The organism is Pseudomonas fluorescens, assembly GCF_000967965.1.
Classification (GTDB): domain Bacteria; phylum Pseudomonadota; class Gammaproteobacteria; order Pseudomonadales; family Pseudomonadaceae; genus Aquipseudomonas; species Aquipseudomonas grandcourensis.
The window spans coordinates 56,817-70,398 of record NZ_LACC01000007.1 but is presented as its reverse complement, the minus strand read 5'-3'; the positions used below and the strand labels follow the sequence as shown (position 1 = coordinate 70,398).

The 13,582-nt window shown below is 61.6% G+C and carries 13 protein-coding genes; 10 read left to right on the top strand and 3 right to left on the bottom strand.

Going from position 1 to position 13,582, the window contains the following annotated elements; all coding sequences use genetic code 11:
* Positions 1 to 174: 174 nt before the first annotated feature.
* The 3 genes from VC35_RS04935 to VC35_RS04925 all read right to left on the bottom strand — a co-directional run bounded on the left by VC35_RS04935 (position 175) and on the right by VC35_RS04925 (position 3,695).
* Positions 175 to 1,170 carry an AraC family transcriptional regulator gene (locus VC35_RS04935; protein ID WP_046038160.1) on the bottom strand — a complete coding sequence of 332 codons (996 nt, stop codon included), beginning with the start codon at positions 1,168 to 1,170 and terminating at the stop codon, positions 175 to 177.
* Position 1,171: 1 nt separating this feature from the next.
* Positions 1,172 to 2,185 carry an AraC family transcriptional regulator gene (locus tag VC35_RS04930; RefSeq protein ID WP_185754738.1) on the bottom strand — a complete coding sequence of 338 codons (1,014 nt, stop codon included), beginning with the start codon at positions 2,183 to 2,185 and terminating at the stop codon, positions 1,172 to 1,174.
* Positions 2,186 to 2,444: 259 nt separating this feature from the next.
* A complete protein-coding gene (locus tag VC35_RS04925) occupies positions 2,445 to 3,695 on the bottom strand; it encodes an OprD family porin (RefSeq protein WP_046038159.1) in 1,251 nt (416 codons plus the stop codon).
* 361 nt (positions 3,696 to 4,056) lie between these two features.
* Between VC35_RS04925 and antA the strand changes: the two genes are divergently transcribed.
* The 10 genes from antA to VC35_RS04875 all read left to right on the top strand — a co-directional run bounded on the left by antA (position 4,057) and on the right by VC35_RS04875 (position 13,566).
* On the top strand, positions 4,057 to 5,460 hold the full coding sequence (antA, locus tag VC35_RS04920) for an anthranilate 1,2-dioxygenase large subunit (protein ID WP_046038192.1): 1,404 nt from the start codon (positions 4,057 to 4,059) through the stop codon (positions 5,458 to 5,460).
* 2 nt (positions 5,461 to 5,462) lie between these two features.
* Positions 5,463 to 5,954, top strand: a complete 492-nt coding sequence (antB, locus tag VC35_RS04915; RefSeq protein WP_046038158.1) for an anthranilate 1,2-dioxygenase small subunit — start codon at positions 5,463 to 5,465, stop codon at positions 5,952 to 5,954.
* A gap of 19 nt (positions 5,955 to 5,973) precedes the next feature.
* The gene (gene antC / locus VC35_RS04910) at positions 5,974 to 6,996 is read left to right on the top strand and encodes an anthranilate 1,2-dioxygenase electron transfer component AntC (RefSeq protein ID WP_046038157.1); all 1,023 of its coding nucleotides are present in this window, start codon (positions 5,974 to 5,976) and stop codon (positions 6,994 to 6,996) included.
* 104 nt (positions 6,997 to 7,100) lie between these two features.
* Positions 7,101 to 8,261: an ABC transporter substrate-binding protein gene (locus tag VC35_RS04905; protein WP_046038156.1), complete on the top strand. Its 1,161-nt coding sequence runs from the start codon at positions 7,101 to 7,103 to the stop codon at positions 8,259 to 8,261.
* A gap of 66 nt (positions 8,262 to 8,327) precedes the next feature.
* Entirely contained in the window at positions 8,328 to 9,239 is a 912-nt protein-coding gene (locus tag VC35_RS04900; RefSeq protein ID WP_046038155.1) for a branched-chain amino acid ABC transporter permease, read from the top strand.
* Positions 9,240 to 9,249: 10 nt separating this feature from the next.
* Positions 9,250 to 10,266 (top strand): branched-chain amino acid ABC transporter permease, encoded by a 1,017-nt coding sequence (locus tag VC35_RS04895; RefSeq protein WP_046038153.1) that lies wholly within the window; start codon positions 9,250 to 9,252, stop codon positions 10,264 to 10,266.
* On the top strand, positions 10,263 to 11,012 hold the full coding sequence (locus tag VC35_RS04890) for an ABC transporter ATP-binding protein (protein WP_046038152.1): 750 nt from the start codon (positions 10,263 to 10,265) through the stop codon (positions 11,010 to 11,012). The genes VC35_RS04895 and VC35_RS04890 overlap by 4 nt, the downstream gene beginning before the upstream one ends.
* Positions 11,005 to 11,691, top strand: coding sequence for an ABC transporter ATP-binding protein (locus VC35_RS04885; protein ID WP_046038151.1), 687 nt, complete (start codon positions 11,005 to 11,007; stop codon positions 11,689 to 11,691). Before VC35_RS04890 ends, VC35_RS04885 begins: the two co-directional genes overlap by 8 nt.
* A gap of 6 nt (positions 11,692 to 11,697) precedes the next feature.
* The gene (locus VC35_RS04880) at positions 11,698 to 12,492 is read left to right on the top strand and encodes an alpha/beta hydrolase (protein ID WP_046038150.1); all 795 of its coding nucleotides are present in this window, start codon (positions 11,698 to 11,700) and stop codon (positions 12,490 to 12,492) included.
* 129 nt (positions 12,493 to 12,621) lie between these two features.
* Positions 12,622 to 13,566, top strand: a complete 945-nt coding sequence (locus VC35_RS04875) for a PDR/VanB family oxidoreductase (protein ID WP_046038148.1) — start codon at positions 12,622 to 12,624, stop codon at positions 13,564 to 13,566.
* The last annotated feature ends 16 nt before the right edge of the window (positions 13,567 to 13,582 follow it).

The window sequence follows — 13,582 nt, the reverse complement described above, 5'->3', positions numbered from 1 at the left end:
GGGAGCTTGCTCCCGCTGGACTGCGCAGCAGTCCCATTTTAGGGCCGCTTCGCGCCCCAGCGGGAGCCAGCTCCCTCGCCACAGATACAGTGTTCGTCCTTAAGTGAACAGCATTACGCCTTCCGGCGGGTTTTTTCGTTTTGGCGCTGCCGGCCGGGATTCAGCTGAACCCGCTCATGCCTGAGACTTCATCGTCTGCTTCGGCAACTCTCCAAACCGCTGCCGATAGTAATTGGCAAACCGCCCCACATGCCCGAACCCGAACTCCAGCGCCACTTCAGTCACGCTGGAATTCGGCCTCGCCAGCATGAACTCCCGGGCGGCTTCAAGCCGTAATCCGCGCAAGCGGTCCATCGGGCTTTGACCGTATTCGCGCTGGCACAAGGTGTTCAAGCTGCGGATGCTCACCCCAACGGCAACCGCCAGTTCAGCCAGAGTGATGCCCTGGACAAGGTGTTCGCGCATACAAGCGTCGATTTTTTGCAGTTGGCGGGTGGGCTGCCGCGGCGACAGCGACTCTTGTTGCGCAATGCCACAATGGCTGAGCAGAAACAGCGGCAGGCTTTGCTCCAGATGCTGCAACCAGCGCGAAGGCGTTGCGCTTGCTTCGCCCTCGGGCAAATGCTCCAGCAACTCGCTGACCAGTCGAAACCAGCGCATCGCCAGTGGCCGTTGCAGGCGGCTGACCGGTGCCAGCGTGAAGCCCGATGGCAAGTCGTCGGCCAGCGCCCTCTGGCTGGCGTCGAGCAATGCCCGAGGCAGTTTGAGGATCAGTTGCTCGCAGCCCTCCTCCCACACCACTCGAGCCTGCTCACGCGGGGACAGAATCGCCACTTCTCCAGGGCTGACGCTATAGCCCATGCCGTCGGAATCCAGGGTGGCCCTGCCGCGCAGCGGCATCTGTACCAGCACGAAATCTTCGAAAGGCTGCGGCCGGATTTCTACCTGGCCACCGTAGCGCAGCGCATAGAGTTCGCAGCTGGCAACCTGGCCACGATAGAGCGCCGTATCGACGCCGCCCCGTGGCCAATCCAACTCATGTTCCACCAGCGCTTGCCCCATCAAACGCTGGGTTTCCTGCGCCGAGCGGCTGGTGAAGACCGGCTCGCGGCACATCAGCGACAAGTTCAGGCCCACGCTGTTGGCGGTGGCGGCTTGTAAGGTCGTCATCTCAAAGCGACCGATTGCGACGAGCTTCGCTGCGTTGCAGAGTGGCGCTGGGCGTTTCGTTGAACAGCTTGCGGTACTCGCTGGCGAACCGACCCAGATGCGAGAACCCCCAACACATCGCGATCACCGAGATGTTGCGCACCGAGGCGTCTTCTAGGATTTCCTGGCGCACCGCGCCGAGGCGATACTTTTTCAGGTAAGCCATGGGCGAGACGCCGAAGTGCTTGCGAAAGCCTTCGAACAGTTTGAAGCGGGACACACCTGCTGCCGCCTCGATGTCTTCCAGGTGCATGTCTTCGCGGGCGTTGCTTTCGATGAAGTCCTTGGCGCGCACCAGGTAATACGGCAACTTGACGCCCAGTTGGTCACGCAGTTCGGCACTGTAGTTGTTGGGCTGGGAAAGGATCAGACCCTTGATCAGCGCACTTTCGATATCGCGGGTGAAGAACACTTGATTGAACAGACCCTGGCCGCGCTCCAGCTCATCGATGTAGTAACGGGCCAGCCGCCACCAGGAGGCAGAGGCACCGTTGACCGCGTCCATCACCGGCTCGAATTTCAGCGGCATTTCCAGCGGGCGCTGCAGCATGCCTTCCAGGGTCTGGCGCATAGCCATGCGGGTGATCACCACGGAGATCTTGTGGCAGTCACCGGCCATGGTCAGCGCCTGGGTTTCGTGGGGGGTCACGATCAGGCCCTGGTCCTGGCTGGAGTACAACCGGCGACCGTCCTTGACCAGCTCCTGCTCGCCGCGAATCGGCAGGCTGAGACTGTAGCAATTGAGGTGTTCGGCATCCTCGACGCCGATGGTCACGTCGGTGCCGTATTCCATCCTGCCCAAGGTCGTGGACATCGATTTGAACACATTGGCCTTGTGGTGAAACTGAATCCGGTTTGGCTGGCTAGTCTGCAGTTCGTGCGGCCCGCAAATACCGGCCATCCACGCACGGGCACCGGCCAGGTCGTAGCGATCTATGCGGATATCTCGAAACTGGGCAACATTTGGTTCGGTCATCTCAGTACACCCACGGCAATAGACATCGACACGCTCTTCGGCGCGTATTTACATTGGGTTTGCAAGGGCTATGCCCAGCCGGTGCGAACAGGCGATATCCGCATTTTTTGGCTAGTAATCGGAAACTATCTGGATATCGAACGCGTTGAGCGGCGTTGACGCGCACAGCAACGGTGCCGGCCATGGTCAACGCCATGGGCAATGCGCTACCCAAGGCGTCACTTCAGCGCACAACCGCGTTCGATTTGAGGGCAGGACGTTACCAAAATTTCCAGGTGTAAGTGGTGATCAGGCGGTTCTCCACCCAGTCATTGCCGTGGCTGAATTTGGCAACGACGTTGCCGGCCTCCACCCCCACGCCTTTGAGCGGGCCACTTTGCACCACATAAGACAGCACCAGGTCACGCTCCTGCTCCGCCGCCTGGCTGAGGTTGTCGCCACGGTCCACCGACGTACCCTTGAAGTAGCGGGTCATGAAATTCAGGCCGGGTACGCCGAGGGCGGCGAAATCGTAGTCATAACGGGCCTGCCAGGATTTTTCGTTGGGCTTGATGAACCCGACCCGCGACCAGTTCACCAGAAACGGCTGCGGGACATAACCGCCCAGGGTCGGAAAGTTGCTGTCACCGAGCATGCGCTGGTACCCCACGCCGAAGCGGTGCCCGCCCTTTTTCAGCGAGGTCATTGCACCGTAGGAACGGTTGTCGATGTCGCCGTAGAGGGCATCGCCGTCTTCGCTGTTGTTGAAGTAACGCAGGTCGGTCTTTAGCCCATAACCGCCGCCCAGATCAGCCAGATGGGTGATACCCAGGTAGTGCTGCTGATAGATGTCTTCCAGTTGCGCGTAGAAGTAGGTGCCGGTCAACGAAGGGGTGAAGGCATAACTGGCGCCAGCGAGGTTAAGGCCGTCGCTGCCGTGGCGCACGCCGGAGCCGGTCTGCAGGTACAGCTTTTCGTAGTTGGAGGAATTACGCGCCCCGATCTCCGTCAGCCGTCCGGCGGTCAAGGTCAGACGGTCGACTTCCTTGGACTCGAGCAAGGCACCGCGATAGGTCGTGACCAGTTGGCGCGAATCGTCAATGATCACCACTGGCAGTAACGGCCGCAACTCACCGACTTTCAGCTCGGTTTTCGAATAGCGCATTTTCAGCGTCACACCGCCACGGCCGTATTCATCGGCCTGCTCCTGACGGCTCTGGCTGTAAGGGATGATGGTGTCATCGCCGCGCCCGCCACCGCCGTCCAGACGATAGGCATACTGCGCCTCCGCATCGAGGCCGAACTGCACCGGGCCTTCGGTATAGCCGGAGGCGAAACGCAGGTCGAAACCCTGGGTCCAACTGCCCACTCGCGAATGGGGCGGGTTGTTCTCCTTGTAATCCCGATCAATGTAAAAGTTGCGGGTACCCAGCGTCAGCTTGCTGTCATTGACCACATCTGCCTGTACCAACAATGGCGTCAACAAGCCAACTGCTTGAACCCCCCGAACTAACCACGCTTTATGCAACATGTTATTTCTTCCCCCTGCCGCTTATATAGCAACACATGAATAGAAGGCACTTCTGGTACGGAACCCAAGGCCATGAGAAATGGCAGTTTCCAGCGACCTGCGGCGAGACACTCTGGTGGTGCTTCGATTGAAATTAAGCCGCAACAAGTTCGTCAGCGGCTATCCCGTTACTGAACGACAAATAGCCATTTGCTCAGCCGACGAGCGCGACAGAAGCCAGTGTTTACGGGGATAACTCACCGACAACCGAGGAACAGGGCTTATTTTCCGGATGGGTTTCCACTAATAAGCGGATAGACCCTGCCAGCCACCACGTCATTAAATGAAGCCATGAATTAGCCCATTGGCCGAGGACTGGGAAATGACAACTGCACGAAGCATCGAACAGTGGAAAAGTTATATAGAAAGTTGCCTGGACTTCCGCCCGCAAGACGGGGTTTATCGCATTGCCCGCGATATGTTTACCGACCCGGAACTATTCGACCTGGAAATGGAACTGATTTTCGAGAAGAACTGGATCTACGCCTGCCACGAAAGCGAGATAGCCAATAATCACGACTTCATGACGATGCGGGCCGGGCGCCAGCCACTGATCATCACCCGCGACGGGGAAGGTCGTCTCAACGCCCTGATCAACGCCTGCCAGCACCGCGGCACCACACTCACCCGCGTCGGCAAGGGCAACCAGTCGACCTTCACCTGCCCTTTCCACGCCTGGTGCTACAAAAGCGACGGCCGCCTGGTGAAGGTCAAGGCGCCGGGCGAATACCCCGAAGGTTTCGACAAGGCCACCCGCGGTCTGAAAAAAGCCCGTATCGAAAGCTACAACGGCTTTGTGTTCGTCAGCCTCGACGTGGAGGGCACCGACACCCTGGAAGACTTCCTCGGTGACGCCAAGGTGTTCTTCGACATGATGGTGGCGCAGTCGCCGACCGGTCAGCTCGAAGTGCTACCGGGCAAGTCGGCCTACACCTACGAAGGCAACTGGAAACTGCAGAACGAGAACGGCCTGGACGGTTATCACGTCAGCACTGTCCACTACAACTACGTGGCCACCGTGCAGCACCGCCAGCAGGTCAACGCCGAAAAAGGCCTGAGCGCGGGCGACACCCTGGACTACAGCAAGCTGGGTGCCGGCGACAAGGAAACCGACGACGGCTGGTTCGCCTTCCACAACGGCCACAGCGTGCTGTTCAGCGACATGCCCAACCCTTCCGTGCGCCCGGGCTACGCCACCATCATGCCGCGCTTGGTCAAGGAACACGGCCAGGGCAAGGCCGAGTGGATGATGCACCGCCTGCGCAACCTGAACGTCTACCCGAGCATGTTCTTCCTCGACCAGATCAGCTCGCAGTTGCGGATCATCCGCCCGCTGGCCTGGAACAAGACCGAAATCAACAGCTTCTGCCTGGGCGTGGTCGGCGAGTCGGATGCGGATCGGGAAAACCGCATTCGCCAGTTCGAAGACTTCTTCAACGTGTCCGGTATGGGCACCCCCGATGACCTGGTGGAGTTTCGTGAAGCCCAGCGCGGCTTTCAGGCCCGTCTGGAACGCTGGAGCGACATTTCCCGTGGCGAAGGCAAGTGGGTCGCAGGCGCCACCCGCAACAGCGAAACCATTGGCATCACTCCGGCACTCACCGGCACCGAGTTCACCCATGAAGGCCTGTACGTCAACCAGCACACCAACTGGCAGCGCTTTTTGCTCGAAGGCCTGGCGCGCAAGGCGGCCGAACAACAACCGTTGAAACTGCGTGAGGTGTGAACATGAATTCCCAACTGCAATATCGCGTCGAGCAATTTCTTTACCGCAAAGCCGAGGCCTGTGATGCCCAGGACTGGGACACCTATCTGGCCATGTTCAGCGACGACAGCGAATTCCACCTGCCGCAATGGGATTCGGAGCACGTCTACACCACCGACCCGAAAAAAGGCATGTCGCTGATCTATTACCCCAACCGGGGCGGCCTGGAAGACCGGGTGTTCCGCATTCGCACCGGCAAGGCGGCGTCGACCATCCCGATGCCGCGCACCCTCCACCTGATCAGCAACGTGCGCATCGCGCCGCTGCAGGACGATGAGCTGGAGGTGCGTGTCAACTGGAGCACCCTGTACTACCGCATGCAGACCGCCGAGCAGTTCTTCGGCCGCGCCACGTACCGTCTGCGCCCCGACGGCGAGAGCTGGAAAATCGCCCGCAAACACGTGGTGCTGCTCAACGACACGATCAACTCCGTGCTCGACTTCTACCATCTCTGAACCCTGCGGATTAACGCTCATGACGTACAAGGTCGCCTTCAGTTTCGCCGACGGTAAAACTCTCTTCTGCAACGTGCAGAACAATGAAATCCTGCTCGACGCGGCCCTGCGCAGCGGGATCAAGATTCCGTTGGACTGCCGCGAAGGGGTTTGCGCGACCTGCCAGGGCCGCTGTGAATCCGGGCAGTACACCCAGGACTACGTGGACGATGAAGCGCTGTCGGCCAGCGACCTGGCTGAGCGCAAGGTGCTGACCTGCCAGACGCGCGTACAGTCGGACGCCACTTTCTACTTCGACTTCGACTCGAGCCTCTGCGGCAGTAGCGGCCCGAGCAGTCTGCAAGGCACCGTGAGCGAGGTGCGACAGGTCTCCCCAACCACCGCCATCGTGCACGTGGAAGTGGGCGCAGCGGGCGCGGCGCTGGACTATCTGCCGGGCCAGTACGCGCGCCTGCAAGTCCCGGGCACCGAGCATCGGCGCTCGTATTCCTTTGCCTGCGCGCCGGGCAGCAGCAACCTGCAGTTCCTCATTCGCCTGCTGCCCAGCGGCGTGATGACCGACTACGTGCGCGATCGCTGCCAGGTCGGTGATGTGATTCACATGGAAGCGCCGCTAGGAGCCTTCTACTTGCGCCATATCGACCGCCCGCTGGTGATGGTGGCTGGCGGCACCGGGCTGTCGGCATTCCTGGGCATGCTCGAGCAGATCGCCGACCAGCATGGCTGCGCTCACCCGGTACACCTCTACTACGGCGTGCGCGAGGCCGCGGACCTGTGCGAGGTCTCGCGCATCGAGGCCTATGCCGCAAGGATCCCGGGGTTCCGTTTCACGCCCGTGGTCAGCACCCCCAACCCCGATTGGCCGGGCAAGACCGGCTATATCGCCGATCACCTGGAGTTGGCCGAGCTGCGTGACCAGCCGTTCGACCTGTACCTGTGCGGCCCGCCGCCGATGGTCGAGTCGATCAAGGACTGGCGCCAGCAGCACGGCCTGGATCAAAGCCGCCTTTACCTGGAGAAGTTCACCGAGAGCAACAGCTGACACAGCGACCCATAACAACAATCAATCGGCCCGACCGAACACTGAATCACTGCCCTCATCGATATCTACCGTGCGTTGGCACGACCTACTTCATAGGCCGCCTCATGAAAAACCTGGTATTGCGTGCATGTCTGGCAACCTCCCTCTACGCAGCGACGGCTGCCCAGGCCGTGGAGCCTGTCCGAATCGGCTTCATCACCACCCTCTCCACCCCCGCCGGCTACCTGGGCGAAGACTCGCGAGATGGCTTTCAGCTGGCGATCGATCAGGAAGGCGGCAAGCTCGGCGGCGTGCCGGTGCAACTCATCGTGGAAGATGATGGCCTGCAACCGGCCAAAGCCAAGCAGATCGCAGACCGCATGAGCCTGGACGGTATCTCGCTGTACACCGGGGTGATTTTCTCCAACGTGCTGGCAGCCGTGATCAACACCGCCACCAAGGACGGTTTCTACGTCAGCAACAACACCGCGCCCTCGACCCTGGCCGGTGAAAAGTGCATGGCCAACTACTTTGTCGGCTCCTACCAGAACGACACCCCGCACGAAATGGCCGGTATCGCCGCCAATGAGCTGGGCTACAAGAAAATGGTGATCCTGGCACCCAACTATCAGGGCGGCCGTGACGCACTGGCCGGCTTCAAGCGCACCTTCAAGGGCGAAGTGACCGAGATCTACACCAAGCTCAACCAGCTGGATTTCTCGGTGGAGCTGGCGCGCGTACGTGCGCTGGCGCCGGATGCGATCTTCCAGTTTCACCCGGGCGGCGGCGGCATCAACTTCGCCAAGCAATACGGCGGCTCGGGCCTGTCGGCGCAAATCCCGATGGTGGTACCGGTGTTCTCCATGGATGAACGCATGCTCGCCGCCACCGGCGAAGTGGCCAAGGGCACCAACATCGTCACCCTGTGGAACCCGCAATCGGACAACCCGGCCAACCAGGCCTTCGTCAGGGCCTTCACCGAGAAATACAAGCGCGTCCCGACGGTGTATGCCGCCCAGACTTACGACACGGCACGGCTGATTGGCGCCGCCCTGAAAACCTCCCAGGGCAATCTCAAAGACCAGGCGGCCTTCCGCACGGCCATGAAGAACGTCAAGTTCGATTCCATTCGCGGTGATTTCAGCTTCGCCCAAAACCAGCACCCGGTGATCGACTGGTACCTGCTGCAAGTGCAGGCCGGTGCCGACGGCAAGCTGATCGAAGTGCCGATCAAGACCCTGGCGACCCACCACGTCGACAGCTACGCAGCTCAATGCTCGATCTGACCGGCACCTGAGCCCCGTCCTCGCCCTGCAGTACAACTGCGGGGCGTTTTCATGAGGAACGCAGTCATGTTATTGCTCGAACAGATTCTCAACGGCCTGCAATACAGCGCCTTGCTGTTTCTGCTGGCCTCAGGCCTGACCCTGATTTTCGGCATCATGGGCGTGATCAACCTGGCCCACGGCGCCTTTTACATGGTGGGTGCTTTCTGCGCCGCCTACACCGCCATGGCCACCGGTTCGTTCTGGCTCGGCGGCCTGGCCGCGTTGATCGGTTCGGCCTGTTACGGCGCGCTGATCGAAACCTCGATCATGCGCCGCCTCTACAATCGCGATCACCTGGATCAGGTGCTGGCGACTTTGGCCGTGGTGTTTTTCAGCAACGAACTGCTGACCCTGATCTTCGGCCGCAGCCCACCGGCGATGCCCACGCCCGAATGGTATTCAAGTTTTGTCGAAGTGCTACCGGGGCTGATGTACCCGGTCAGCCGGCTGCTGTTTATCGCCGCAGGGCTGGTGGTGGCAGTCGGCATGTGGCTGCTGATCAACCACACGCGCCTGGGCATGCTGATTCGCGCCGGTGCCGACGACCATGAAATGGTCGGCGCGCTGGGCGTCAACATCGCCCGGCTGTACACCTTGGTGTTCGTATTCGGCTGCGTACTGTGCGGCCTGGCCGGTTTCATGGCGGCACCGCTGCTGTCGGTGGAGATCGGCATGGGTGAAAAGATCTTGATCACCACCTTCGTGGTCATCGTCGTCGGCGGTGTCGGCTCGGTGCGCGGCGCGTTGGTGGGAGCCTTGCTGATCGGCATGGTCGACAGCCTGGGCCGTGCCTACATTCCGCCGCTGCTGGACCAACTGCTGCCCAGCGAAACCAGCGGCACCCTGAGCGCCGGGCTGATTTCCGCCAGCGCCTACATCGTCATGGCCCTGGTGCTGCTGGTGCGTCCGCGCGGCCTGCTACCGGCCCGTGCCTGAGGAGAACGCCATGTCACCACGCCTTATCATCGACCTTGCGTGCCTGGCGACCTTCGCCTGCATGCCGTTGCTGGCCCACTGGCTGCACGAACCCTACCTGGTCAGCTTCTTCACCCGCCTTGCGATCTACGGCATGGCGGCCATCAGCCTGGACCTGCTGATCGGATATGGCGCCATGGTCAGCTTCGGCCACGCCGCATTCTTCGGCCTGGGCGGTTATATCGTCGGCATCGTTGCCTTTCACACCTCGCAAGGCCTGCCGCTGTGGGGCTGGGAAGGCAGCAACAGCGCGCTGGTGGTGTGGCCCCTGGCCCTGCTGGTGTGCGCGCTGCTCTCGCTGCTGGTGGGTTATCTGTCGCTGCGCACCAGCGGCGTGCAGTTCATCATGATCACACTGGCGTTCGGCCAGATGCTCTACTTCGTGCTCGGCTCGCTATCGCTGTACGGCGGCGACGACGGCATTCTGCTCAACGAGCGCAATACCTTCGGCGCACTGGATCTGGGCGACGCCAACCACTTCTACTACCTGTGCGTGGTCTTGCTGGCCGGCTGGTTGCTGCTGTGTCGGCGACTGGTCAATTCACGATTTGGTTTTGTGCTGCGCGGGCTCAAGCAGAGCGAGCGGCGCAGCGTCAGCCTGGGCCTCAAACCCTTGCGCTATCGCCTGACGGCGTTTGTGATCGCCGGCACCGGCGGTGGCCTGGCGGGGATTCTGTGGGCCAACTACGCGCTGTTCGTCAGCCCCGACATGGGCGCCTGGCAGAAGTCCGGCGAACTGATGGCGATGGTGATCCTCGGCGGCGTCGGCACCCTGCTCGGCCCACTGCTGGGCGCGGCGACCTACCTGGGGCTCGAACAGGTACTGAGCCAGTGGACCGAGCACTGGATGCTGATCTTCGGCCCCCTGCTGTTACTGGTGGTGCTGTTCGGCAAGAAAGGCGTCTACGGATTGCTGCTAAGCCTGTTGCAGCGCAAACCGAAGGTGGTTGCCATCAAACCGAACGCCGCCGTGGAGGTACGCCCATGAGCGCACAGCTATCGATTCGTGATCTACACAAGGCCTTCGGCGCGGTGAACGCCACCAACGGCGCCAGCCTTGAACTGGCCAAGGGCGAGTTGCACGCCATCATTGGCCCCAACGGCGCCGGTAAATCCACGCTGATCGCGCAGATCGCCGGGGAAGTTTTCCCCGACCACGGCCAGATTCACCTCAACGGCCAGGACATCACCCGCGTACCGGCCTGGCAGCGGCCGCGCCTGGGATTGGCGCGGGCCTTCCAGGTCAGCCAGCTGTATACCGAGTTCACCCTGCTGGAGAACGTCGCCCTGGCCATCGCCGCCCGCGACGGCAAGGCGTTCGGCATGTGGCGTCCGCTGAGCCGCGACACCCGTTTGCTGGAACCGGCGCTGGGCTACTTGCAGCAGGTGGGCCTGGGCCTTCGCGCGCAAGACCCGGTCCACGAACTTTCCCATGGAGAACGGCGGCAACTGGAGATCGCCCTGGCTCTGGCTCAGGAAGCTTCGGTGCTATTGCTCGATGAGCCGATGGCCGGGATGGGTGCCGACGAATCCGCGCGCATGACCGAGCTGCTGCACAGCCTCAAGGGCCGTTACGCGATCCTGCTGGTCGAACACGACATGGACGCGGTATTCGCCCTCGCCGACCGCATCACGGTGCTGGTGTACGGCCAGACGGTGCTGACCGGCAGCGTCGAACAAGTGCGCAACGACCCGCAAGTGCGGGCCGCTTACCTGGGAGAAGAACATGCTTGACGTTCAAGGCTTGAAAGCGGGCTATGGCTTGAGCCAGGTGTTGTTCGACATGCACCTGAGTATCGAGCAGGGCCAGGTGGTGTCGCTGATCGGCCGCAACGGCATGGGCAAGACCACCACGGTCAAATCGATCATGGGGTTGCTCAAGCCCAGCGCCGGCAGCATCCGCATCAACGGTACGGAAATGCGTGGTGCTGCGCCCTATCGCATCGCCAAGGCCGGCCTCGGACTGGTGCCAGAGGGCCGCCGCGCCTTCGGCACCTTGAGCGTGCGGGAAAATCTGCTGGCCACCGCCACGCGGGGCAAGTGGGATTTGGCGCGGGTCTATGAACTGTTCCCGCGTTTGCTGGAGCGCCAGGAGCAGCTGTCACGCACCCTGTCGGGCGGCGAGCAGCAGATGCTGGTGGTCGGCCGCGCGCTGTTGACCAACCCCAGCCTGCTGATTCTCGACGAAGCCACTGAAGGCCTTGCACCGATCATTCGCGAGCAGATCTGGAGTTGCCTGGCCACCCTCAAGGCCGAGGGCGAGACAATTCTGGTGATCGACAAGAACCTCAAGGAAATGGCGCGGGTGGTCGACCGTCATCACATCATCGAGAAGGGGCGCCAGGTCTGGGATGGCACACCGGTGGAGCTGGCGGCTCAACCCGAACTGTCGCAACGCTACCTGGGAGTGTGAGCAGCCATGGACCTCAATCAGGCTTACAACAACGTCGCAGCCGTGGGTAATTTTCCACAGATCATGCAGCGTTTTCGCCAGTGCAGTGCCCAGACCTATGCGAACCACGCCTGGCAGCGTGATGTGTCGTATGGCAATGCCAGGCGCGAGCGTTTCGACTGGTACGCCCAGGCGAATGCCGGGGCGCCGACACTGCTGTTCATTCATGGCGGTTACTGGCAAGCCTCGGACAAGGACGACTACGCCTTTATCGCAGAGGGCCTGATCGAAGCGGGTTTCAATGTCGGTTTGCTGGAATACACCCTCGCGCCCGAGGCGAGCATGGGCACCATCGTCGGACAGATCGGCAAGGCACTGGACTACCTGCTTGCGCATCGCGAAGCCTTGAACATCGGTCAGCAGGTGGTGCTGTGCGGGCACTCGGCGGGTGGCCATCTGACCGCGCTGTATCGCCGGCATCCGCTAGTGACCCTGGCCATGCCGATCAGCGGCCTGATGGAGCTTGAACCCATCAGCCGTTGCTGGCTAAACGATAAGCTGCAACTGAGCGAAGAGGACATCGAGCGCTATAGCCCGCAAAGGCTGATCGGCGATGGCGCACCGTTGTTGGTGACCGTGGGCGGGGATGAGTTGCCGGAGTTGATCCGCCACTCGCGCGAGTACGCCAGTGCCTGTCGCGAGGCGGGGCATGCCGTGAGCCTTGTCGAGCTTGCAGGGTGTCATCACTTTGCGGTGCTGGACGATCTGGCCAAGGCGGATGGCGAACACTTGCGGGCCCTGCTTGAGCACCTCAAGCGTTAGCCTGCCTGCAGGAGCGCGCTCGCTCCTGCAATTCACTCTCGCCAGATGTGGATACCGGTTTGCCGTTTGCGGCTTTTTTGACCCTCTCAGGCTTCATACAGTGGCTACGAATTCAGACAGGAATTGCGTATGTCCAGCCTCTCGCTCAGGGTCCAACAAATCGATCCTCTGACCCCCAGAATCCGCCGCGTGCTGCTGGTGTCCAACGACGCCCAGCCGCTACCGGACTTCACTGCCGGAGCCCATCTGGAGCTGCATGTACCGGGCAGTCGCGCCCAACGCCGGGCCTATTCGCTGGTCAACCTGCCCGACAGTCAACACTACGAAATCGCCGTCCAGCTCGAAGAAGCGAGTAGCGGTGGATCGCGCTGGGTGCACTCACTCAAGGTCGGCGATGAACTGCTGGCCGATGCGCCACGCAACCACTTCCCACTGTGTGAAAACACCGAACATGCAGTACTGATCGCAGGCGGCATCGGCATCACGCCCATGCTTGGCATGGCCCGGTCGCTGCAAGCGGCGGGCAAGCCCTTCACCCTGCACTACGCCGGTCGCAATGAAGCGCAGATGGCCTATCTGCCAGAGGCCCGCGCCTGCCTGAACAACCATTGCTGGATCAGCGGCGGCGACCCGCAAAAGCGTTTTCCTGCCGCCGCGATCCTGGCCGCGCCAAGACCCGGCCTGCACCTCTACATCTGCGGCCCGACCGCCATGCTCAACAACGTGCTGGCCTGCGCTCGCGAACAGGGTTGGGCAGAAGATCACTTGCATTACGAACTGTTCAGCGGCGCCCTGGAAATGGCCGGCGATAAAGGCTTTGAGGTGCACCTGCGCGAAAGCGGTGTGAACCTGCAAGTGGCCGCCGGGCAAAGCGTGCTGGACGCCATGCTCCAGGCCGGCCTGGATCCGATGTTCGACTGCCGACGGGGTGACTGCGGGGTGTGCGTCGCCCAGGTCATCGATGGTCAGCCCGATCACCGCGACATCTGCCTGTCGGAGCGCGACCGCGCCAGCGGCAGTTTCTGTACCTGTGTCTCCCGTGCCAGCAGCGCGCTGCTGGTGCTCGATCTGTGACAAGCCGAGGACATCC